General features: G+C 58.9%; 23 protein-coding genes and 1 pseudogene. 13 read left to right on the forward strand and 11 right to left on the reverse strand.

Annotation, left to right across the window (positions count from 1 at the left end; translation table 11 throughout):
* On the forward strand, positions 1-1,563 hold the full coding sequence (locus H8F21_RS01035) for a phospholipase D family protein (protein ID WP_203482573.1): 1,563 nt from the start codon (positions 1-3) through the stop codon (positions 1,561-1,563).
* Here the strand turns inward: H8F21_RS01035 and H8F21_RS01040 are convergent.
* Positions 1,560-2,699, reverse strand: coding sequence for an MFS transporter (locus tag H8F21_RS01040; RefSeq protein ID WP_203482574.1), 1,140 nt, complete (start codon positions 2,697-2,699; stop codon positions 1,560-1,562). The two genes, H8F21_RS01035 and H8F21_RS01040, sit on opposite strands and share 4 nt — an antisense overlap.
* 94 nt (positions 2,700-2,793) lie before the next feature.
* Positions 2,794-4,287, reverse strand: a complete 1,494-nt coding sequence (locus H8F21_RS01045; protein ID WP_203482575.1) for an aldehyde dehydrogenase — start codon at positions 4,285-4,287, stop codon at positions 2,794-2,796.
* Positions 4,288-4,483: 196 nt separating this feature from the next.
* Between H8F21_RS01045 and H8F21_RS01050 the strand changes: the two genes are divergently transcribed.
* The gene (locus tag H8F21_RS01050; RefSeq protein WP_203482576.1) at positions 4,484-4,849 is read left to right on the forward strand and encodes a cupin domain-containing protein; all 366 of its coding nucleotides are present in this window, start codon (positions 4,484-4,486) and stop codon (positions 4,847-4,849) included.
* Between the two features lie 71 nt (positions 4,850-4,920).
* On the opposite strand, the gene rpmG is transcribed toward H8F21_RS01050, so the two are convergent.
* Positions 4,921-5,076 (reverse strand): 50S ribosomal protein L33, encoded by a 156-nt coding sequence (gene rpmG / locus H8F21_RS01055; RefSeq protein WP_010225867.1) that lies wholly within the window; start codon positions 5,074-5,076, stop codon positions 4,921-4,923.
* A gap of 11 nt (positions 5,077-5,087) precedes the next feature.
* The gene (rpmB, locus tag H8F21_RS01060; RefSeq protein ID WP_010225868.1) at positions 5,088-5,324 is read right to left on the reverse strand and encodes a 50S ribosomal protein L28; all 237 of its coding nucleotides are present in this window, start codon (positions 5,322-5,324) and stop codon (positions 5,088-5,090) included.
* A 361-nt stretch (positions 5,325-5,685) separates the two neighbouring features.
* Here rpmB and H8F21_RS01065 point away from each other — a divergent pair, with 361 nt between their 5' ends.
* Positions 5,686-7,275, forward strand: coding sequence for an ABC transporter substrate-binding protein (locus H8F21_RS01065; RefSeq protein ID WP_203482577.1), 1,590 nt, complete (start codon positions 5,686-5,688; stop codon positions 7,273-7,275).
* Here H8F21_RS01065 and radC read toward each other — a convergent pair.
* The gene (gene radC, locus H8F21_RS01070) at positions 7,259-7,945 is read right to left on the reverse strand and encodes a RadC family protein (protein ID WP_203482578.1); all 687 of its coding nucleotides are present in this window, start codon (positions 7,943-7,945) and stop codon (positions 7,259-7,261) included. The two genes, H8F21_RS01065 and radC, sit on opposite strands and share 17 nt — an antisense overlap.
* Positions 7,946-8,076: 131 nt before the next feature.
* Here radC and coaBC point away from each other — a divergent pair, with 131 nt between their 5' ends.
* From coaBC to H8F21_RS01105, 7 genes and pseudogenes are all read left to right on the forward strand, one after another.
* Positions 8,077-9,285 (forward strand): bifunctional phosphopantothenoylcysteine decarboxylase/phosphopantothenate--cysteine ligase CoaBC, encoded by a 1,209-nt coding sequence (gene coaBC / locus H8F21_RS01075; RefSeq protein ID WP_203482579.1) that lies wholly within the window; start codon positions 8,077-8,079, stop codon positions 9,283-9,285.
* Between the two features lie 6 nt (positions 9,286-9,291).
* A complete protein-coding gene (gene dut / locus H8F21_RS01080; RefSeq protein ID WP_203482580.1) occupies positions 9,292-9,747 on the forward strand; it encodes a dUTP diphosphatase in 456 nt (151 codons plus the stop codon).
* 137 nt (positions 9,748-9,884) lie between these two features.
* Positions 9,885-11,261: pseudogene (locus H8F21_RS01085) on the forward strand (phosphomannomutase/phosphoglucomutase); the annotation flags it as partial.
* A gap of 29 nt (positions 11,262-11,290) precedes the next feature.
* Positions 11,291-12,196, forward strand: a complete 906-nt coding sequence (argB, locus tag H8F21_RS01090; protein WP_203482582.1) for an acetylglutamate kinase — start codon at positions 11,291-11,293, stop codon at positions 12,194-12,196.
* Positions 12,197-12,332: 136 nt separating this feature from the next.
* A complete protein-coding gene (locus H8F21_RS01095) occupies positions 12,333-13,010 on the forward strand; it encodes a CsgG/HfaB family protein (RefSeq protein ID WP_136478741.1) in 678 nt (225 codons plus the stop codon).
* 33 nt (positions 13,011-13,043) lie between these two features.
* Positions 13,044-13,412, forward strand: coding sequence for a DUF4810 domain-containing protein (locus H8F21_RS01100; protein ID WP_236042832.1), 369 nt, complete (start codon positions 13,044-13,046; stop codon positions 13,410-13,412).
* 20 nt (positions 13,413-13,432) lie between these two features.
* Complete coding sequence (locus H8F21_RS01105; protein ID WP_203482594.1) at positions 13,433-14,068, forward strand: DUF799 domain-containing protein; 636 nt, start codon at positions 13,433-13,435, stop codon at positions 14,066-14,068.
* A 30-nt stretch (positions 14,069-14,098) separates the two neighbouring features.
* On the opposite strand, the gene pyrE is transcribed toward H8F21_RS01105, so the two are convergent.
* Positions 14,099-14,740 carry an orotate phosphoribosyltransferase gene (gene pyrE, locus H8F21_RS01110; protein WP_203477459.1) on the reverse strand — a complete coding sequence of 214 codons (642 nt, stop codon included), beginning with the start codon at positions 14,738-14,740 and terminating at the stop codon, positions 14,099-14,101.
* A gap of 81 nt (positions 14,741-14,821) precedes the next feature.
* Here pyrE and H8F21_RS01115 point away from each other — a divergent pair, with 81 nt between their 5' ends.
* Entirely contained in the window at positions 14,822-15,601 is a 780-nt protein-coding gene (locus H8F21_RS01115) for an exodeoxyribonuclease III (RefSeq protein ID WP_203477457.1), read from the forward strand.
* A 62-nt stretch (positions 15,602-15,663) separates the two neighbouring features.
* Here H8F21_RS01115 and H8F21_RS01120 read toward each other — a convergent pair whose 3' ends face one another.
* Together H8F21_RS01120 and rph are read right to left on the reverse strand one after the other, a co-directional pair.
* Positions 15,664-16,032: a DUF4870 domain-containing protein gene (locus H8F21_RS01120; RefSeq protein ID WP_136478744.1), complete on the reverse strand. Its 369-nt coding sequence runs from the start codon at positions 16,030-16,032 to the stop codon at positions 15,664-15,666.
* Between the two features lie 25 nt (positions 16,033-16,057).
* Complete coding sequence (gene rph / locus H8F21_RS01125; protein WP_203477446.1) at positions 16,058-16,780, reverse strand: ribonuclease PH; 723 nt, start codon at positions 16,778-16,780, stop codon at positions 16,058-16,060.
* 241 nt (positions 16,781-17,021) lie between these two features.
* Between rph and H8F21_RS01130 the strand changes: the two genes are divergently transcribed.
* Together H8F21_RS01130 and gmk are read left to right on the forward strand one after the other, a co-directional pair.
* Positions 17,022-17,885 (forward strand): YicC/YloC family endoribonuclease, encoded by an 864-nt coding sequence (locus tag H8F21_RS01130; protein WP_203477444.1) that lies wholly within the window; start codon positions 17,022-17,024, stop codon positions 17,883-17,885.
* A 13-nt stretch (positions 17,886-17,898) separates the two neighbouring features.
* Entirely contained in the window at positions 17,899-18,519 is a 621-nt protein-coding gene (gene gmk, locus H8F21_RS01135; protein WP_136478747.1) for a guanylate kinase, read from the forward strand.
* Positions 18,520-18,540: 21 nt separating this feature from the next.
* Here the strand turns inward: gmk and H8F21_RS01140 are convergent, their stop codons facing one another.
* The 3 genes from H8F21_RS01140 to H8F21_RS01150 form a co-directional block, all read right to left on the reverse strand.
* On the reverse strand, positions 18,541-20,091 hold the full coding sequence (locus H8F21_RS01140; RefSeq protein WP_203477441.1) for an APC family permease: 1,551 nt from the start codon (positions 20,089-20,091) through the stop codon (positions 18,541-18,543).
* A gap of 112 nt (positions 20,092-20,203) precedes the next feature.
* Positions 20,204-20,983 (reverse strand): gamma-glutamyl-gamma-aminobutyrate hydrolase family protein, encoded by a 780-nt coding sequence (locus H8F21_RS01145; RefSeq protein WP_136478749.1) that lies wholly within the window; start codon positions 20,981-20,983, stop codon positions 20,204-20,206.
* Between the two features lie 14 nt (positions 20,984-20,997).
* On the reverse strand, positions 20,998-22,491 hold the full coding sequence (locus tag H8F21_RS01150) for an aldehyde dehydrogenase (protein WP_203477437.1): 1,494 nt from the start codon (positions 22,489-22,491) through the stop codon (positions 20,998-21,000).
* Between the last annotated feature and the right edge of the window lie 16 nt (positions 22,492-22,507).

The following is a 22,507-nucleotide window of genomic DNA, read 5'->3' on the forward strand; positions in this document are numbered from 1 at the left end:
TTGAGAAGCCTGTGCGCGCTGCCCCTGCTGCTGTCGCTGCTGCTGACGCTTGGCCTGAGTGGATGCGCCAGCGTCGGACAACCGCGGGAAGTTACCCAGGCATTGCCCGCCAGCGACTCAGCTTTCGGCCGCTCTGTACAACGTCAGGCTGCTGCCTACGAAGGCCGCTCCGGCTTTCGCCTGCTGCCCAATAGCAATGAAGCCTTTCGTGCTCGCGCCGAACTGATCCGTAACGCTCAGTCGAGTATCGACCTGCAGTACTACATCGTGCATGACGGTCTCAGCACCCGCGCCTTGGTGCATGAGTTACTGCAGGCTGCTGACCGGGGCGTGCGTGTTCGTATTCTGCTCGATGACACCACCAGTGACGGCATCGACGACAAGATAGCCACCCTCGCCGCCCACCCGAACATCCATATTCGTGTCTTCAACCCGCTACACCTTGGACGCAGCACCGGCGTGACCCGTGCCTTGGGCAGACTGTTTAACCTCAATCTGCAACATCGACGTATGCACAACAAGCTGTGGCTGGTAGACAACAGCATGGCCATTGTTGGCGGTCGCAACCTGGGCGATGAGTACTTCGACGCCGAACCCAACCTCAATTTCACCGATATCGATCTCTTGGGCGTCGGCCCGGTAGCCGAACAACTGGGCCATAGCTTCGATCAATACTGGAACAGTGCCCTGAGCCAGCCGATTGGCGACTTTATGCTGACCCAGCCTGACGCCGAAGACCTGCGTGCCAGCCGCCAACGCCTGGAAGCCTGGCTGGCCGCGGCCCAGGTTGAACGCAAGGCGCTGTACGAGCGCCTGATGGCCTACAAGATCAATCCCCGCCTGGGCGTGTGGCGCAACGAACTTATCTGGGCTCATAACCAGGCGCTGTGGGATGCACCAAGCAAGGTTCTGGCCCGTGATGAGCCGGACCCGCAATTGCTCATGACCCACCAACTGGGCCCGGAAATGAACGACGTGCAGCATGAACTGATCATGATCTCGGCGTATTTCGTCCCGGGTGAAACCGGCCTGCTGTACCTGACCAGCCATGCCGATGCCGGTGTCTCGGTCAAGCTGCTGACCAACTCCCTGGAGGCGACCGATGTGCCTGCGGTGCATGGCGGCTACGCGCCGTATCGGCGGGCGCTGCTCAAGCATGGCGTGCACTTGTATGAACTACGTCGCCAGCCGGGTGATCCCGGTTCCAAACGCACCCTGAGCCTTTATGGCAGTTCCGATTCGAGCCTGCACAGCAAGGCGATCATCTTCGACCGGCGCAAAACCTTCATTGGCTCGTTCAACTTCGATCCTCGGTCTGTGCTGTGGAACACCGAGGTCGGCGTACTGGTCGACAGCCCGGAGCTTGCCGAATATACCCGCGAGTTGGCGGTACAGGGTATGTCTCCGGCACTGAGCTACCAGCCGCAACTGGTCGACGGCAAGCTGGTCTGGGTGACCGAAGACAACCACCGCCTGCACACTCTGACCACCGAACCCGGTGGCCTGTGGCGCCGCTTCAATGCCTGGATCAGCAAAGCCGTAGGCCTGGAGCGCATGCTTTAGGCCGCAGCAGGTTCGAACGCATTCGGGCGCCGGGCAAGCACCACCAGACCGGCAGCGCCAGCTGCCATCAACAGGGGCAACGCGTGCCCGCTGACCCACTGGCTACCTGCACCTGCAACCAGCGGACCGATCAGGCAACCAATACCCCACAACTGCGCTACGTGTGCATTGGCGCGCACCAGAGCGTCATCCCGGTAGCGTTCGCCGATCAGCACCAACGACAATGTAAACAAGCCCCCGGCACTGGCACCGAACAACACCCACAATGGCCAGATCATCCAAGTCTGCAGCATCACTGGAATAGCCAGGCTCGACAGCAGCAAGGTCATCGCGCAGCCGCTGAACAGCGTACGCCTGGACATACGGTCGGCCAGTGCGCCAATAGGCAGTTGCAGCAGCGCATCGCCAATCACCACCGTACTGACCATGAACAAGGCAATCTCGGTACTGAAGCCTTGCTGCAGGCAATACACCGGCAACAAGGTGAGAATCATCGCCTCGAAAGCGGCAAATAACGCAATCGCCCAGGCAATCACCGGCAAACGCCGGCAGAAACCAATCAAATCGAAAAGCGTAACGCTGCAGGACTCCGCCGTGGGCGCCCCGCTACGCCCAAGCAGCGCCAGGGGCGCCAGCAGTAATAAGCCTGCACCAACCCAAAAACCAAAATCGTCTTCTGAACCCAGTACCCCAAGCAAAAGCGGCCCAGCCAATTGGCTCAGGGCATAACTACTGCCATACAAAGCCACCAGGCGACCTCGCCATTGCTCCACCACCAGCTGGTTGATCCAGCTTTCACCGAGGATGAACACAATAGTCAGAATCATGCCAATCAGAAGGCGCAGCACCAGCCAGAGCGGATAGCTGGGTAATAGCGCCAACAAACCGATGGACAATGCACCTGCCCACAGACACATGCGCATCAGCCCCGGCGTACCAAAACGGGCAGCTAGCCGACTGGTCAAGCTGGCGCCCAGCAACACACCGATAGCCGGCATCGCTGCCATCACGCCAATGGCAAAGCTGCCGTAACCCCAACCTTCCAGACGCAAGGACACCAGCGGCATGCTCACGCCCAACGCGAGGCCGACACTGAGCACCGCCGACAGCACGGCGAAATAGGTTCCCCAACGCATCGCAGCCTCCCAGGCTGTTGTGGATCTGCACAAACAACACAGCCGGACCCGCGTCGAGCAAGGTCCGGCTGTGAACTGGATCGAACGGTTGCGGTTACAGCTTGATCCAGGTCGCCTTCAGCTCGGTGTACTTGTCGAGCGCGTGCAAGGACTTGTCACGGCCATTGCCCGATTGCTTGAAACCACCGAACGGAGCGGTCATGTCGCCACCGTCGTACTGGTTGACCCAAACGCTACCGGCGCGCAGCGCCTTGGCGGTCAGGTGAGCCTTGGAAATATCGGCAGTCCACACACCCGCAGCCAAGCCGTATGGCGTGTCGTTGGCGATAGCGATCGCTTCCTCGACGGTGTCGAAGGACAGTACCGACAGCACTGGGCCGAAGATTTCTTCCTGGGCAATACGCATGGCGTTGCTGACGCCGTCGAAAATCGTTGGTTCCACGTAGGTACCACCGGTTTCTTCGAGAATGCGCTTGCCGCCGACCAGCAGCTGGGCGCCGTCAGTGTGACCCGCTTCGATGTACGACAGCACGGTGTTCATCTGCTGTGCATCGACCAGCGCACCTACGGTGGTAGCCGGGTCCAGCGGGTTGCCCGGTTTCCAGGCTTTGAGCGCTTCGAGCACCAGAGGCAGGAACTTGTCCTTGATCGAGCGCTCGACCAACAGACGCGAACCCGCTGTGCAGACTTCACCCTGGTTGAAAGCAATGGCGCTGGCGGCGGCTTCGGCGGCAGCGTTCAGGTCTGGAGCATCGGCGAAAACGATGTTCGGGCTCTTGCCACCGGCTTCAAGCCACACGCGCTTCATGTTCGATTCGCCCGCGTAGATCATCAATTGCTTGGCGATCTTGGTCGAACCGGTGAATACCAGCGTATCGACGTCCATGTGCAGGGCCAGAGCCTTGCCCACAGTGTGGCCATACCCTGGCAGCACGTTGAGGACGCCTGCCGGAATACCGGCCTCGATTGCCAACTGGGCGATGCGGATGGCGGTCAGCGGCGACTTTTCCGAAGGCTTGAGCACCACCGAGTTACCGGTAGCCAAGGCCGGGCCAAGCTTCCAGCAGGCCATCAGCAATGGGAAGTTCCACGGCACGATAGCGGCAACCACACCTACCGGCTCGCGCGTCACCAGGCCCAATTGGTTATGGGGAGTTGCCGCGACTTCATCGTAGATCTTGTCGATCGCTTCGCCGTTCCAGCTCAGCGCCTGGGCAGCGCCGGGTACGTCGATAGTCAGCGAATCGTTGATCGGCTTGCCCATGTCCAGGGTTTCCAGCAGCGCCAGTTCCTCGACATTTGCGTTGAGCAGGGCAGCAAAGCGGATCATGGTGGCCTTGCGTTTGGCTGGAGCCAGACGCGACCAGACGCCGGAAGTGAAAGTGGCGCGGGCGTTTTCCACGGCACGCTGGGCGTCGGCATCATCACAGCTGGCAACCTGTGCCAACACACGGCCATCGACCGGGCTGAGGCATTCGAACGTCGCGCCGGAAACGGCGGCGGTGTATTCACCATTGATGAAAGCGCGGCCTTCGATCTTCAGTTGTTGGGCACGCTGTTCCCAATCCGCACGAGTCAGGGTGGTCATACGAAACTCCTCCTCTTGTTAAGGTGCAGTGCCGCACGAGGTCTCACGGGCACTGTCAAAAATTCTGGCTGGGCGAGATACGCGCACAGGCACCTGCCACCCTAAACCACTGGCGGCCCAATTATCAATATATTTGACATAATTGCACCAAACGCCTACTGATGTTCATTTTATTAAACAAACAAGAGAAAAGATCATGCGCATCAACCAAATCATCGACTTCGCTCAAGTCCTTACCGAAGCCGAACGCTATCGTCCTGCTGCCGAAAAAGTGCTCAAAGGCGATCCGGAACAAGCGGTCTACAACCACTACTCCAGCCCATGCGGGCAATTTGCTGCAGGCGTGTGGGAAGGTGAAGTCGGCCAATGGACCGTCAATTACACTGAACACGAGTACTGCGAAATCGTTCAGGGCGTATCGGTGCTGCGCGATGCAGACGGCGGGGCAAAAACCCTGCGTGCCGGTGATCGCTTTGTCATTCCAGCAGGCTTCAAGGGCACCTGGGAAGTACTGGAGCCGTGCCGCAAGATCTACGTGATGTTCGAGCAGAAAGCCAACTAACAGCCCGCTCCTACAGACAAAAAAAAGGCCCGTATCCTGAGATACGGGCCCTTTTTCGTCAGCTAGATCAATTACTTGATCTTGGCTTCCTTGTAGATCACGTGCTTGCGAACAACCGGATCGAATTTTTTGATTTCGATTTTGTCCGGAGTGGTGCGCTTGTTCTTGTCGGTGGTGTAGAAGTGGCCGGTATTAGCGGTCGACACCAGACGGATCAATTCACGCATGATTCTCTCCCTTAGACCTTAGCGCCGTTACGGCGAATGTCGACCAGAACGGCATCGATGCCGCGCTTGTCGATGATGCGCATGCCTTTGGCAGATACGCGCAGACGCACGAAACGCTTCTCGGACTCGACCCAGAAGCGATGATGCTGCAGGTTCGGCAGGAAACGACGACGGGTTTTGTTGTTTGCGTGGGAAATGTTATTCCCAGTCACCGGACCCTTACCGGTAACTTGACAGACTCTCGACATGCCTCAGCCCTCTAAAACCACATGCCCAACCCGGCATGGGTTGGCCGCTTAATCTCTCAGTCAATGGCGCTAGGCGCCGTGTTTCTTCAGGGTCTTATCGACTCAATCAGCAGATGCGACGAGCCGAGCCCCTAGAAAAGAGCGCTGCTTTATACCAGAAAGACCAGAGCACAACAACAGAATATGTGCTTTGGCTTGCTGACTGACACGCCGGAGCAGCATAACGACTGGCCCGCAGAGGTGTCGACCACTCGTCGCGATATTGATAAAAAAGCCTATGGTTATTTCTGGCCTGGCGCACTAGGGTAGGACTTTTCCAGACTGCACTGGCAGATGGGCCATCGATCAGCCAAGGAATCTTATGCGCGTTGCTACTCTACCTCTGTTGTTCGCCACCCTGCTCGCCCCTGTTTTCGCTCAGGCGGCCGCGTTGAGTGTGTGCACCGAAGCCAGCCCTGAAGGCTTCGATGTGGTTCAGTACAATTCGCTGACCACTACTAACGCTTCGGCAGACGTGCTGATGAACCGCCTGGTGGAATTTGACGCCGAAAAAGGCGAAGTGGTGCCAAGCCTGGCCGAGAGCTGGACGGTTTCAGCCGATGGCCTGATTTATGAGTTCAAACTGCGCCCGGAAGTGAAGTTTCACAGCACCGGCTATTTCAAACCCAGCCGCACCTTGAACGCAGACGACGTGCTGTTCAGCTTCCAGCGCATGATCTACCCCGCTCACTCCTGGCACAAAATTGCCCAAAGCGGCTATCCGCACGCCCAATCGTTGCAGCTGCCAAGCTTGATCAAGCAGATTGAAGCGCCAGAGCCGCAGTCGGTACGTTTCACCCTGAATCATCCGGACGCCACCTTCCTCGCCACCCTGAGCATGGGCTTCGCTTCAATCTACTCTGCCGAGTACGCCGACCAACTCCTCAAGGCCGGTACCCCGGAAAAGCTCAACAACCAGCCGATTGGCACCGGGCCGTTTGTATTCAACCGTTTCCAGAAAGACGCGGTCATTCGCTATCGAGCCAACCCTGATTACTTCAACGGTAAGCCTGGTGTCGACCCACTGATTTACGCCATTACCCCTGACGCCAACGTGCGCTTGCAAAAGCTCAAGCGCAACGAGTGCCAGATTGCCTTGTCGCCCAAGCCACTGGACGTCGCTGCCGCTGCCCAGGATCCGACGCTGAAGGTAGAAAAGACCGAGGCCTTCATGACCGCCTTCGTCGCTATCAATAGCCAGCATGCGCCGCTGGATAAACCCGAGGTACGTCAGGCCATCAACCTGGCTTTCGACAAAGCCAGCTACCTCAAGGCGGTATTCGAGGGCACAGCAGTGGCCGCCAATGGCCCCTACCCGCCCAATACCTGGAGCTACGCCAAGGACCTGCCTGGGTACCCGACCGATCTCGACAAAGCGCGGGCGCTGCTTGCCAAGGCCGGGCTCAAGGAAGGTTTCAGCACCACGATCTGGACTCGCCCGCAAGGCAGCCTGCTCAATCCCAACCCGAGCCTCGGCGCCCAACTGCTCCAGGCCGATCTGGCCAAGATCGGTATCAAGGCAGAAATTCGCGTCATTGAATGGGGCGAGCTGATTCGTCGAGCCAAGGCCGGCGAGCACGACTTGCTGTTCATGGGTTGGGCCGGCGACAACGGCGATCCGGATAACTTCCTCAGCCCGCAATTCGCTTGCGCTGCAGTGAAGTCGGGCACCAACTTCGCCCGCTACTGCGACCAGCGCCTCGATCAGTTGATCAGCGCTGGCAGGACGACTACGGACCAAAGCGTACGTAGTCGCCTGTACCAGCAGGCCCAGGCCCTGATCCAGCAGCAGGCGCTGTGGTTGCCCCTTGCGCACCCCACCGCTGCCGCCCTGGTACGCCAGAATGTGCAGGGTTACCAGGTCAGCCCGTTCGGTCGCCAGGACTTCGCCAAGGTCAGCTCGACACGCTGAACCACCCTTGCTCGACCATCGACAACGGCTCGCCGTCGCCGACAATGAAGTGGTCGAGCAGCCGCACATCCACCAGTGCCAGCGCCTCCTTGAGGCGCACGGTCAGATGCAGGTCTGCAGAGCTGGGCTCGGACACTCCCGATGGATGGTTGTGGCACAGGATCAGTGCTGCGGCATTGTTCGCCAATGCACGCTTTACCACCTGCCGGGGGTAGACACTGGCCGTGTCGATGGTGCCATTGAACAGCGCTTCGAATCCAAGCAAGCGGTGCTTGGCATCCAGGAACAGGCAAGCAAAAACCTCGTGCGGCTCATGCCGCAATTGCGCCTTGAGGTAGTCCTTGACCGCCTGTGGGCTTTCTAACGCCGAGTCGCGGCGTAGCCGGTCGGCCAGATGACGCCGAGACATTTCCATCACAGCCTGTAGTTGGGCGAACTTCGCAGGCCCGAGACCAAACTCGCGGTTGAATCGCTTGCCATCGGCCTCAAGCAAACCGCGCAGGCCACCAAACTGCCCGAGCAGATGACGGGCCAGATCCACCGCACTGAAGCCGCGTACCCCGGTGCGCAAAAAGATCGCCAGTAGCTCTGCATCCGAGAGGCTGAGCGCCCCTTGCTCCAGTAACTTTTCCCGCGGGCGCTCCGCCGCCGGCCAATCCCTGATGCTCATCCACCACCTCCTTGTCTATCAGTTACTGCGGTTTTTCAGCCCTGTGCTACATTACCCGCTCATTTTTACGCGACGATTCGGCCTGGGGAGGCGTCGTCGCCGCGTGCAATCACTGAGCAAAAGGCAAGCCTATGCAGCGGCTGTATCGTAAGCGCATCGTTCTCGGCGTCGGCGGCGGCATCGCCGCCTACAAGAGTGCCGAACTGGTTCGCCGACTCCTGGAACACGGTGCGCAGGTGCGCGTCGTCATGACCCGCGGTGGCGCGGAGTTCATCACCCCGCTCACCCTGCAAGCACTGTCCGGTCACCCGGTGCACATGGATCTATTGGACCCTGCTGCCGAAGCGGCGATGGGCCATATCGAACTGGCCAAATGGGCCGACCTGGTCCTGATTGCCCCAGCCACAGCCGACGTGCTCGCGCGTATGGCGCAAGGCGTAGCGAACGACCTGCTGACCACCCTGGTGCTGGCCACCGACGCCACTGTGGCCGTGGCACCCGCCATGAACCAGGCCATGTGGCGCGACCCGGCCACCCAAGCAAACCTCGAATTGCTGCAAAGCCGCGACATCAAGGTGTTTGGCCCCGCTTCCGGTAGCCAGGCCTGTGGCGACGTGGGCCTGGGCCGTATGCTCGAAGCTACCGACCTGGCCTGGTGCGCGGCCGAAAGTTTCAAACGTGAGTCGCTGACCGGCAAGCACATTGTGATCACTGCCGGCCCGACCCAGGAAAACATCGATCCGGTGCGCTACATCACCAACCACAGCTCTGGGAAAATGGGTTTTGCCCTGGCAGAAGCTGCTGTTGAAGCGGGCGCTAAAGTCACGCTGATCAGTGGTCCGGTGCACTTGCCAACGCCTGATCGCGTCACTCGTATCGACGTGGTCAGCGCCCGCGACATGCTGGCAGCCTGCGAAGCTGCGATGCCTTGCGACATATTCATCGCGTCGGCCGCTGTTGCGGATTACCGCCCAGAAGTGATCGCACCGCAGAAACTCAAGAAAGACCCTACGACAGGTGACGGCCTGCTGCTGCAGATGGTTCGCAACCCGGACATCCTGGCCAGTATCGCCACCCGTCCAGACCGCCCGTTCAGCGTCGGCTTTGCCGCCGAGACCGAACACCTGCTCGATTACGCCGCGCGCAAGCTCAAGGACAAGAACCTCGACCTGATTGTCGCCAACGATGTCGCCAACCCCAGCATCGGCTTCAACAGCGAGGAGAACGCCTGCAGTGTGATCGATCGCCAGCTTCATGAAACACTCTTCGCACAGACCAGCAAAGGCAAGATTGCCCGTCAGCTGGTTGCTTTCATCGCCGAACGTCTCAACCAGGTTTAACTCTGCATGCACGCTCTACAAGCCAAGATTCTTGATCCACGCATCGGTAACGAATTCCCGCTGCCGCAGTACGCCACTCCGGGCTCGGCCGGCCTCGACCTTCGCGCCATGCTCAAGGAAGACACCGTCCTGGAGCCTGGTCAGACCCTGCTCATTCCCACCGGCCTTTCGGTCTACATCGGCGACCCTGGCCTGGCTGCGCTGATCCTGCCGCGCTCAGGCCTGGGCCACAAGCACGGCATCGTGCTGGGCAACCTGGTCGGCCTGATCGATTCCGACTACCAGGGCGAGCTTATGGTTTCCTGCTGGAACCGTGGCCAAACCCCGTTCACCATCACCATTGGCGAGCGTATTGCGCAACTGGTCCTGGTGCCTGTAGTGCAGGCTCATTTCGACATCGTCGAAGCCTTCGACGAAAGCCAGCGCGGCGCAGGCGGCTTTGGACATTCCGGCAGCAACTGATCGACCCACTGCCCACTGTGCGCCAAGGATGGCGAACTCTCTGGCGAAAAGACCGTCAAAGCGTTCAGTTTGAGCCTGCCCTGCACGCCCTCGATATTGGAGCTCCCCCAGAGATGAACGACATGGCACACCTGGTACCTGCACTTCCAGAAAGCATCTTTCGCGCTTACGACATCCGTGGCGTGGTAGGTGACACCCTGACCGCCGAGACGGCCTATTGGATCGGCCGCGCCATTGGAGCGCAAACCCTGGCCCAAGGCGAACCGAATATCTCGGTTGGCCGTGATGGCCGCCTGTCTGGCCCTATGCTGGTCGAGCAGTTGATCAAAGGCCTGGTCGAAGCAGGCTGCACGGTAAGTGACGTTGGCCTGGTGCCGACGCCTGCCCTGTACTATGCCGCCAACGTCCTGGCGGGCAAATCCGGTGTAATGCTCACCGGCAGCCACAACCCGCCGAACTACAACGGTTTCAAGATCGTCATCGCTGGCGACACCTTGGCCAACGAACAAATTCAGGCACTGCTGACCCGCCTGAGAACCAATGACCTGACCCGCGGCGAAGGCCGTGTCGAACACGTCGAAATCCTCGAGCGCTATTTCAAACAGATCACCGGCGACATAAAGCTTGCGAAGAAGCTCAAGGTCGTTGTCGACTGCGGCAACGGCGCCGCAGGCGTAATTGCCCCGCAACTGATCGAAGCCCTGGGTTGCGAAATGATCCCGTTGTTCTGCGAAGTCGACGGCAACTTTCCTAATCATCACCCGGATCCAGGCAAACCTGAGAACCTCGTCGACCTGATTGCCAAGGTCAAGGAAACCGGTGCCGACCTGGGCTTGGCCTTCGATGGCGATGGCGACCGCGTCGGTGTCGTCACCAACACCGGCAGCATTGTTTATCCCGATCGCCTGCTGATGCTGTTCGCCAAGGACGTTATCGAACGCAACCCGGGTGCCGAGATCATCTTCGACGTCAAATGCACGCGTCGCCTGACCCCGCTGATCGAGCAGTACGGCGGCCGCGCGCTAATGTGGAAGACCGGTCATTCGTTGATCAAGAAGAAGATGAAGCAGACCGGCGCACTACTGGCCGGCGAGATGAGCGGACACATTTTCATCAAGGAACGCTGGTACGGTTTCGATGACGGCATCTACAGTGCCGCGCGTCTGCTGGAGATCCTCAGTAAAGAATCCACCGATGCCGAGCAGCTATTCGCCGCGTTCCCGAATGATATTTCCACACCGGAAATCAACATTGATGTGACCGACGAAGGTAAATTCAGCATCATTGAAGCACTGCAACGCGAAGCCGATTGGGGCCAAGACGCCAACCTGACCACCATTGATGGTGTGCGGGTCGACTATCCCGATGGCTGGGGCCTGGTTCGCGCCTCCAACACCACACCGGTGCTGGTATTGCGCTTCGAAGCCGACAACACCGCCGAACTGCAGCGTATCCAGGAAGTATTCCGCGCCCAGTTGAAGCGCGTTGCCCCTGATCTGCAACCCAAGTTCTGACCGACTATTTGTTCCAATTGGAGCCCTGCATGACCCTCGATCGCGATGCCGCCACCCATGTCGCCCAGGTTTTGTCCGAAGCGCTGCCTTACATCCGCCGCTTTGTCGGCAAGACCCTGGTGATCAAATATGGCGGCAACGCGATGGAGAGCGAAGAGCTCAAAACCGGCTTTGCTCGCGATGTGGTGCTGATGAAAGCTGTCGGCATCAACCCGGTAGTGGTTCACGGTGGGGGCCCTCAGATTGGCGACCTGCTCAAGCGTCTGTCGATTGAAAGCCACTTTATCGATGGCATGCGCGTCACCGATGCGCAGACCATGGACGTGGTCGAGATGGTGCTTGGCGGCCAGGTGAACAAGGACATCGTCAACCTGATCAATAGTCATGGCGGTAGCGCCATCGGGTTGACCGGTAAGGATGCCCAACTGATCCGTGCGAAAAAGCTCACCGTTACCCGCCAGACGCCCGAGATGACCACTCCGGAAATCATCGACATCGGCCATGTGGGCGAAGTAGTCAAAGTGAATACCGACCTGCTGAACATGCTGGTCAAAGGCGACTTCATCCCGGTAATCGCCCCGATCGGCGTCGGTGAGAACGGCGAGTCGTACAACATCAACGCCGACCTGGTAGCAGGCAAGGTGGCAGAAGCATTGAAGGCTGAGAAGCTGATGCTACTGACCAATATTGCAGGCTTGATGGACAAGCAAGGCGCGGTGTTGACTGGCCTGACGACCGAGCAAGTCAACGAACTGATTGCCGACGGCACTATCTACGGCGGCATGCTGCCGAAAATCCGCTGCGCTCTGGAAGCAGTGCAAGGCGGCGTCAACAGTTCGCATATCATCGACGGCCGAGTACCAAACGCAGTACTGCTGGAAATCTTCACCGACAGCGGTGTGGGTACCCTGATCACCAATCACAAACCGCGCTAACGCCTTGATTGCGGGGCACACCTGCCCCGCAATTGTTCCTTGCGTCTCCTGCTTCCCCCTCAAGGAAATTGCCTGCCAGCCGAAACAGCTGGCACAATTAGATGCAAACCATTTGTATTTACCCGGGAGAAGTAGTGTGAAATATGCGTCACAAGGACTCGTGCTGGCAGCCGCCATCGCATTGGGCTCTATTGCAGGCTGTGCAACAGAAACCTCAAGGGCTGTCGCGGTACAACAAGTCGAAAGCGTTAACCGCCCCTACAGTGGCCTGCGCACCCCCATCGCTGTAGGCAAGTTCGACAACCGTTCCAGCTACATGCGCGGCATCTTCTCCGACGGCGTCGATCGCCTCGGCGGTCAAGCCAAGACCATCCTGATTACCCACTTGCAACAGACCAACCGGTTCAACGTACTGGACCGCGACAACATGGGTGAAATCCAGCAGGAAGCGGCCATCAAAGGCCAAGCCCAACGCCTTAAGGGTGCTGACTTCGTCGTGACCGGCGATGTCACCGAGTTCGGACGCAAAGAGGTGGGTGACCATCAGTTGTTCGGCATTCTCGGCCGCGGCAAAACCCAGGTCGCCTATGCCAAGGTAGCCCTGAACATCGTCAACATCAGCACCTCTGAAGTGGTCTATTCGAGCCAGGGTGCGGGTGAGTTTGCCCTGTCCAATCGTGAAGTGATCGGCTTCGGCGGCACTGCCAGTTACGACTCTACCCTTAACGGCAAAGTACTTGACCTGGCTATGCGCGAAGCCGTCAACAAGCTTGTCGATGCAGTAGAAAGCGGCGCCTGGAAGCCTGCGTCTTAATACGAAGACTCAATTCACACGGACGAACACAGAATGAGTAACGCAAATTTTGCCTGGCGCATGGTCGTCGGCGTCTTGCTGGGCAGTGTCTTGCTAACTGGCTGCACCTCACATAAGCCGCTGTACCAGTGGGAGAGTTACCAGCCCCAGGTGTATCAGTACTTCAAAGGGGAATCGAAAGAAGCCCAAGCGGAGGCGCTTGAGCGCGACCTGCAGAAGATCCGCGCCAAAAGTGGTGCTGTACCGCCCGGCTATCACGCTCAGCTCGGCCTGCTCTACTCGAGCCTGGGCAAGGATGACCAAATGATTCAGCAGTTCCAGACGGAGAAAGCCCTGTTTCCAGAGTCGACCGCTTACATGGACTTCTTGATGAAAAATGCCCAGCAAGGAGCCAAACAGTGATCAGTCGTCTTATAAAATTGATGGTTGGCGCGTGCATCCTGTCGCTGTTCGCAGGCTGCGCCGAGCGCAAGACGGTCGACTACTCAGCCTTCAAGCAAGCTCGTCCGCGCTCGATCCTCATTTTGCCTCCGCTGAACGAGTCGCCGGATGTTAAAGCCAGCTACGGCATGCTTTCGCAGGTTACCTACCCGCTGGCTGAGGCCGGCTACTATGTGCTGCCTGTCGCTCTGGTCGACGAGACATTCCGTCAGAATGGGCTGACCACGCCAGCCGATATCCATCAGTTGCCAACCAATAAGCTCAACGAAATATTTGGTGCGGACGCGGGGCTTTATGTGACCGTCAGCGACTACGGCACACGCTACATGGTGATTAGCAGCGCATCGATCGTGACTGCCAGCGCTAAGCTTGTCGATCTTAAAACCGGTACTACCCTGTGGACCGGCACCGCCACGGCGTCTAGCGAAGAAGGAAATAACAACGCCGGCGGCCTGGTCGGTATGTTGATCACCGCTGCGGTCAAGCAAATCATCAACACCACATTGGATGACGCCAGCTATCCAATTGCTGGCATGACTGGCGCACGTCTGTTATCGCCTTACCAGAACGGCGGGCTGCTCTACGGGCCTCGCTCGCCGAAATACGGCACGGACTGACCAAAAAAAGGCCGCGGATGCGGCCCTTTTTTAGATCCCGTACTGGGCTCGATAAGCCTCGACAGCCGGCAAGTGCTGCTTAAGCGCTGGATCGTCGGCAAGGAACTCCAACACCTGGGTCAGCGAAACAATGCTGACCACTGGAATGCCAAAGTCGCGCTCCACTTCCTGGATAGCCGACAATTCGCCGTTGCCGCGCTCTTGGCGGTTCAGAGCAATCAATACGCCTGCAGCCTTGGCCTGCTGGCCCTGGATAATCTGCATGACTTCACGGATGGCGGTGCCAGCGGTGATTACGTCATCGATGATCAGCACGTCGCCCGTCAGCGGGGCGCCGACCAGGCTTCCGCCTTCGCCGTGAGCCTTGGCTTCCTTGCGGTTGAAACACCACGGCAGATCAAGGTTGTGATGCTCGGCCAGAGCCACTGCGGTGGTTGCCGCCAGCGGAATACCTTTGTAGGCAGGGCCAAACAGGACATCGAACGGAATCTTGCTGTCGACAATCGCCGCTGCATAGAAACGCCCGAGCTGAGCCAGGGCCGAACCACTGCTGAACAGGCCGGCATTGAAGAAATACGGGCTGGTGCGCCCGGACTTGAGAGTGAATTCACCGAAGCGCAGAACCCCACGATCGATGGCAAAACGTATGAAATCGCGCTGATACGGCTGCATGAAAAGTCCCGGACTACCACGGATTTAGCTAAATGAGTACAGCTCGGGTATCATACACGCACGAGATTTTTGGGGCCATTTATGCGGATCATCAGTGTGAACGTAAATGGCATTCAGGCTGCAGTCGAGCGTGGTTTGCTCAGTTGGCTGCAAGCTCAGAATGCCGACGTCATCTGCCTTCAGGATACCCGCGCCTCGGCCTTTGAACTCGACGACCCAGCTTTTCAGCTTGATGGCTACTTCCTTTATGCCTGCGACGCAGAAGTCCCCGCCCAAGGCGGTGTGGCACTTTATTCGCGGTTGCAGCCCAAGGCAGTCATCAGCGGCCTGGGCTTCGAGACAGCCGACCGCTACGGACGTTACCTGCAGGCCGATTTTGACAAGGTAAGCATCGCAACGCTGCTGCTGCCTTCGGGAATGAACGGCGACGAAGACTTGAATCAGAAATTCAAGTTGATGGACGACTTCGCCAAGTACCTGGACAAGCAGCGACGCAAGCGTCGTGAATATATCTACTGCGGCTCGTTGTACGTGGCGCAGCAGAAACTCGACGTGAAAAACTGGCGCGATGGCCAGCAATCACCGGGCTTCCTGGCACCTGAGCGCGCCTGGATGGATAACGTCGTCGGTGAAATGGGTTATGTCGATGCGCTGCGTGAAGTCAGTCGTGAAGGCGACCAGTACAGCTGGTGGCCAGACAACGAGCAGGCCGAGATGCTCAATTTGGGCTGGCGTTTTGACTACCAGTTGCTGACCCCTGGCTTGCGTCGCTTCGTGCGCAGCGCTCGCCTGCCGCGTCAGCCACGCTTCTCCCAGCACGCGCCACTGATCGTGGACTACGACTGGACACTGACGATCTGATCGTTCAGCCATAAAAAAACCGACATCACGTCGGTTTTTTTATGGCTGCCTGCAACTGATCATTATTTGATCGGCCGCCAGGTCAGCGGGTAGCGGTAAGGCTGGCCGTCGTTGGCCTTAACCCCGGCAACGATGGTGAGGATCAGCACGGCAACCATAAGCATGCCGAACAGTACGATCCCTACCAGCACGAACATCAGCGCAAAGCAGATGATCGAGGCCAGGAACACAGTGAGCTGAAAATTCAGCGCTTCTTTGCCCTGGGCATCGATGAACGGATCGAGGTCCTTTTTCCAGATCCACATCACCAGCGGACCCAGCAGGTTGCCAAAAGGCACGACCAGCCCCAGCAGGGCAGCCAGATGACAGAACATCGCCCACTGACGAATCTCGGCATTGGGGGTAGGCAACTGTAGTGGTTGCTCGCTCATGCTCTGCTCCTTGCCTTGTCGACTATCAGTCAGCCAGCGCAGCTGTCTGCAATTCAAACAGATCAACCATGCCCTTTTGTGCCAACGCCAGCATGGCATTGAGCTCTTCTGGCTGGAACGGTGCGCCCTCAGCGGTACCCTGGACTTCGATGAAACCACCTTTGCTGGTCATAACCACGTTCAGGTCAGTTTCTGCAGCCGAGTCTTCGAGGTAGTCCAGGTCAAGCACCGCTTCGCCCTGGTACATGCCAACCGAGACGGCAGCGATCATGTGCTTGAGTGGGTCGCCGCCTTTCAGGCCGCCACGCTTTTTGACCACACGCAACGCATCGATCAGGGCGACCATGGCGCCTGTGATGGAAGCAGTGCGGGTGCCACCGTCGGCCTGGATCACGTCACAGTCGACATACAGGGTGATGTCACCGAGCTTGCTCATGTCCAGGGCGGCGCGCAGTGAACGGCCGATCAGACGCTGGATTTCGAGGGTACGGCCACCTTGCTTGCCACGCGCGGCTTCACGCTGGTTACGCTCGCCAGTGGAGCGTGGCAGCATGCCGTATTCGGCAGTCAGCCAGCCTTGGCCCTGGCCTTTGAGGAACCGAGGTACACCGTTCTCGACACTGACCGTACAAACGACTTTAGTGTCACCGAACTCGACCAGCACTGATCCCTCGGCGTGTTTGGTGTAGTTGCGGGTGATGCGGATCGAGCGGAGCTGATCGGCAACGCGACCACTTGGACGTTTCATTTGGGATACCTGTACTGGGTTTGAATCTGCCCAGCATTATAGAGCGCGCTGGGGCTCGAGGACACGTCTATTGTCGCAGCCCGTGAAACAGCGGGCCCAGAGGCGTTGGTCGGTTTTTTCCGGGTTTTTCCAGACTGTTTGTAACATCAGTGGATTGGGAGCCAGCACCGCACTGCGCTACAATCTTGCGCCTTTGCAGCCGGTTGGCTTTCCCTTAACCCCTTTTTGCGAGGTACTTCCCATGGTGCACAGCATGACCGCTTTTGCTCGCGTCGAGCGCGCCGGTAGCCAGGGCACCCTGATCTGGGAACTTCGCTCGGTGAACCACCGCTATCTGGAGCCGCACCTGCGCCTGCCAGAAGCCCTGCGAGACCTTGAAGGCGCAGTGCGCGAAGCCCTGCGCCAAGGCCTGTCACGCGGCAAGGTAGAGTGTACCTTGCGCTTCAACGAAGAGAGCACCGGCAAACCCCTGCAGGTTGACCGTGAGCGTGCTGCCCAGTTGGTAGCTGCCGCCGAAACCGTCGCCAGCCTGATCAAACATCCAGCAGCGCTCAATCCCCTGGAAGTGCTAGCCTGGCCAGGCGTACTGGTCGCCGATGCCAATGACCCACAAACCCTCAACAGTGAAGCCATGGCGCTGTTCGTCGAAGCGCTGAACGAACTGAAGAGTGGCCGCAACCGCGAAGGCAGCGAGTTGGCGCGCCTGATCAACGAGCGCTTGGATGGCATGGCCAGCGAGGTCACCACCTTGCGTGCCCTGGTGCCGCAGATGCTCGCCGCCCAGCGCCAGAAAATTCTCGATCGCTTCGCCGACATGCAGGCCGAACTCGATCCGCAACGTCTGGAACAGGAAATGGTCCTGCTGGCGCAAAAGAGCGACGTTGCCGAAGAGCTCGATCGCCTGAGCACCCACATCACCGAAGTACGCCGGGTGCTCAAGTCCGGCGGTGCCGCTGGTCGGCGCCTGGACTTCCTGATGCAGGAGCTCAATCGCGAAGCCAACACCCTGGGCTCTAAAGCCTTCGACCCACGCAGCACCCAGTCCGCGGTCAACCTCAAGGTACTGATCGAGCAGATGCGTGAACAAGTACAGAACATTGAGTAAGGCCACCCCGACCATGAATCAAAGCAGCGGCACCCTTTATATCGTTTCCGCCCCGTCAGGCGCTGGCAAGACCAGCCTGGTCAAGGCCCTGATCGACGCTGACAACAGCATCCAGGTTTCGGTATCGCACACCACTCGCGCGATGCGCCCAGGCGAAGTTCACGGCGTGAACTATCACTTCGTCGAGCACACCGAGTTCAAACTGATGATCGAGCAAGGCGACTTCCTCGAGCAGGCCGAAGTCTTCGGTAATTTCTATGGGACGTCGCGCAGCGCGCTCCAGCAGTCTCTGGATCAAGGTCATGACCTGATTCTGGAAATCGACTGGCAAGGTGCTCAGCAGGTGCGCAAATTGATGCCTGAGGCGCGCTCGATCTTCATCTTGCCGCCCACCCAGGAAGCCCTGCGCCAGCGCTTGACCAACCGTGGCCAGGACAGCGATGAGATCATCGAAGGCCGCATGCGCGAAGCAGTCAGTGAGATGAGCCACTACGACGAGTATGACTTCGTCATCATCAACGATGACTTCGCCACTGCGCTGGAAGACCTCAAAGCGGTATTCCGCGCCAACCGCTTGCTGCAGGCTCACCAGCAGCAGCGTCATGGCCAGCTGCTCAAGCAATTGCTTGCCTGAGCAGCGGGTAACTCCAACCGCTTAGCGGCGGTTGGAGACTGTGGCGTGACGCTGCAGCGTCATGCCCAGGAAGAACGCCGGCGCTCGCAGGCGTGACAGCATCATCAGCCCCAGTCCCAGCAGTGTGATGATCACTGCGATCACGAACACCAGCCCCAAGCCCCCTACATGCGAACCGCTGCCGAACGACGGTGATGCACTGTCGATGGCCGTCTGCAGGAAGATCACCGAGAGAATACCGCCACCGAGCAGCGGGCACAGGCCACGCATCAGGAAGTGGCGTACGCTGTCGAACAAGCTGTGGCGGAAGTACCAGACGCAGGCGTAGGCAGTCAGCGAATAGTAGAAGCAGATCATCATGCCCAGCGCGGTAATGGTGTCAGCCAGCACGTTTTCACTCAGGGTCCGCATGGTGACGTAGAACACACCTGCCGCTACACCGGCACAGATTGTCGCGTACCGAGGGGTTTTCGAGCGCGGACAGATATTGGCAAACCGCTCCGGTACGGCCCCGTAGTAACCCATTGCCAGCAACGTGCGGGCCGGCGACACGAAAGTCGACTGCAGCGATGCAGCGGTACTGGCCAGCACGGCGATGGACATCAGGATCGCCAATGGTCCCATGACTGGCCCCGCCAGGTGAGCGAAGACGTTCTCTTGAATGCGCGGATTGTTCAGGCCCAGACCGATATCACCAATCCCGGCGAACTGCAGGGTGGCAATCGCCGTTACCAGGTACAGACCCAGGATCAGCAGCACGGTCAGGGTCGCCGCGCGGCCAGGGGTATCACCGCTACCCACCGACTCTTCGCTGATGCTCAAGCAGACATCCCAGCCCCAGAAGATGAAGATCGACAATGACAGGCCGGCAGTAAATGCCGAGAACGATTCGACACCGAATGGGTTGAACCAGTCGAGATCAAATTCCAGCGGAGGCGTAGCAGAGGACTCGCCAAATGCAGCCATGGCAAAGCCCACCAGCACCACTAATTGCAGTGCCACCAGGCCGTACTGCACCGTCATGGTCGTGGCTATCCCGCGGCAGCAAATCCAAACCGCCATGGCGATGAACACGCAACAGGTAACAACGTTGATCAGCAGGTTGTCCGCCAGCGCCGCCACCTCGTGACTACCGGATATTTGCCCGAGGAACAGATAGAAGAAGTCGACTGCCACCCCCGCAAGGTTGGACAGCACAATGGTCGTTGCAGTTACCAGACCCCAACCGCCAATCCAGCCGATCATTGGACCGAAGGCCCGTGCCGACCAGGTGAAGGAGGTGCCGCTATCGGGTTCAGCCGCGTTCAACTCGCGATAACCCAAGGCTACCAGGAGCATCGGCAGGAAGCCGACGATGAACACTGCCGGCAAATGAGCACCGACTTCGCGCACCGTGGGGCCGAGCGCACCCGTGAGGGTGTAGACCGGTGCAATGGTAGAGATGCCCAGGACAATGCTCGCCAGCAGTCCAAGCCGGCCCTTGGCCAGCCCTTTGGAAGCTTTAGATACACCGTTTTCCTCGGCGCGAGCCTGTCCAACACCTGGAGACAGGCCTGCTTCGTATTCACTCATGAGTAGTTGCCGCCGCTTTTACTATTGTTTTTCAGGGCGCCCCGCAGCACGCCCGCTTGCACTCAATGAATCCTGTTACGTGTTGCTTGAACTCCGGATCAACCGGCTGACCTCATACGGTCGTCTCCCGGTGCCGCTCACCCCTTGCACGGGCCAGGCATGCTTCCCGAAACGCCTGAAACAGACGCAACGAAACCGGATTTTCGGCCAAGCGATATTCGGGGTGCCATTGCACACCGACCACAAAGCCCGGAGCATCCTCCATGGACACAGCTTCGATCAGTCCGTCCGGCGCCAGGGCCTCGGCCCGCAGGCCGTCAGCCAGGCGATTGATTCCTTGGCTGTGAAGCGAATTGACCATGAAGCTTTGCTCCAGCCCCAGTCGCTCGAACAGCCCACCGGGCTGCACAGTAACGCTATGACGTGGGCTGTATTGCTCTTCCAGTGGGGCATCCTGCGGCTCACGGTGATCGAGGAAACCTGGTAGCTCCTGCACGCGCTGGTGCAGTGTGCCGCCCAAGGCAACGTTCAATTCCTGAAAACCACGGCAGATGCAGAACACCGGCACACCAGTGGCAATGGCGGCCTGCAACAGAGGCAGAGTCAGCCGGTCACGAAACACATCGTGCTTCGTACCTTCCACGCTGGGGGCGCCATTGTAATGATGCGGCTCGACATTAGAAGGCGAACCGGTAAAAAGAATGCCATCTAGGCGCTCTAGCACGCGCTGCGGATCAACCGGCTCGGCGCGAGCAGGCAGGATCACAGGAATCCCGGCAAAACCTGCTGCTTCGACATATTTATCGCCGACCGTGTGCGACGAGTTATTGCCCAATTGCTGACGACAGGCAGAAATGCCAATCAAAGGCGGCAGGTCATTGGTAGTTTGCATGGGTTCACCCTCCCTTACAGCTTGATCCAGGTCGCCTTGAGTTCGGTATATTTATCAAATGCGTGCAGCGACTTGTCCCGACCATTACCCGACTGCTTGAACCCGCCAAATGGCGCAGTCATATCGCCGCCGTCGTATTGGTTGACCCAGACGCTGCCGGCACGCAAGGCGCGGGCAGTCTTGTGGGCCCGAGAGATGTCACTGGTCCAGACTGCTGCCGCTAGGCCGAATGGCGAGTCATTGGCAATGGCAATGGCTTCTTCGGCGCTGTCGAAGGTGATGACCGAAAGCACTGGCCCGAAGATTTCTTCGCGGGCGATACGCATGGCGTTGGTTACGCCATCGAAAATCGCCGGTTGCACATAGACGCCGCAGGTGTCTTCCAGCACACGCTCTCCACCCGTCAGCAACGTGGCGCCATCTGCCTTGCCGGCCTCGATGTAGCCAAGCACAGTGTCCAGTTGAGTGCTGTCTACCAATGCACCGACACGGGTCTCGGGGTCCAGGGCGTGCCCCGGCTTCCAGGCCTTGAGTGCCTCGACCACCATGGGCAGGAAGCGCTCCTTGATGCTGCGCTCAACCAGCAGGCGTGAACCGGCAATGCATACCTCGCCCTGGTTGAAGGCAATGGCAGCCGCTGCCGCATCGGCAGCCGCCTGCAGGTCGGGAGCGTCGGCAAACACGATGTTCGGGCTCTTGCCGCCGGCCTCCAGCCAGACACGCTTCATGTTCGACTCACCGGCGTAAACCATCAATTGCTTGGCAATACGGGTAGAACCGGTAAACACCAGGGTGTCCACATCCATGTGCAAGGCCAGGGCCTTGCCTACGGTGTGGCCATATCCAGGTAACACGTTCAGCACACCCGCCGGAATGCCGGCATCGACTGCCAGCTGAGCGACGCGGATCGCGGTCAGTGGTGATTTTTCGGACGGCTTGAGAATTACCGAATTACCGGTGGCCAAGGCCGGGCCGAGTTTCCAACAGGCCATCATCAGTGGGAAGTTCCACGGAACAATGGCCGCAACCACGCCGACCGGCTCGCGGGTGACCAGACCCAACTGGTCGGACGCGGTTGCAGCAACTTCGTCGTAAATCTTGTCAATGGCTTCGGCGTGCCAGCGAATGGCATTGGCCGCAGCCGGAATATCAATGCTCAAGGAATCGGCAATCGGCTTGCCCATGTCCAGGGTTTCCAGCAGCGCCAGTTCCTCGGCGTTGGCCAGAAGCAAGTCAGCGAAAGCAATCAACACCCGCTTACGTTGCGCGGGTGCCTGCTGAGCCCAGACACCGCTGTCAAAGCTGCGTCGCGCTGCTGCAACGGCACGCTCGGCATCCGCACCGTCACAACTGGCGACCTGCACCAATTGGCGCCCATCGACCGGGCTGGAACAATCGAAAGTGTCACCAGAGACACTGGCACAATACTGCCCATCAACAAAGGCACGGCCTTCGATCTTCAGGGTCTGGAACAGCTGTTCCCAGTGTTCACGTGGTGCAATTGCCATTATTGTTTTCTCCGGA

Source organism: Pseudomonas arcuscaelestis, from assembly GCF_016881005.1.
Taxonomy (GTDB): domain Bacteria; phylum Pseudomonadota; class Gammaproteobacteria; order Pseudomonadales; family Pseudomonadaceae; genus Aquipseudomonas; species Aquipseudomonas arcuscaelestis.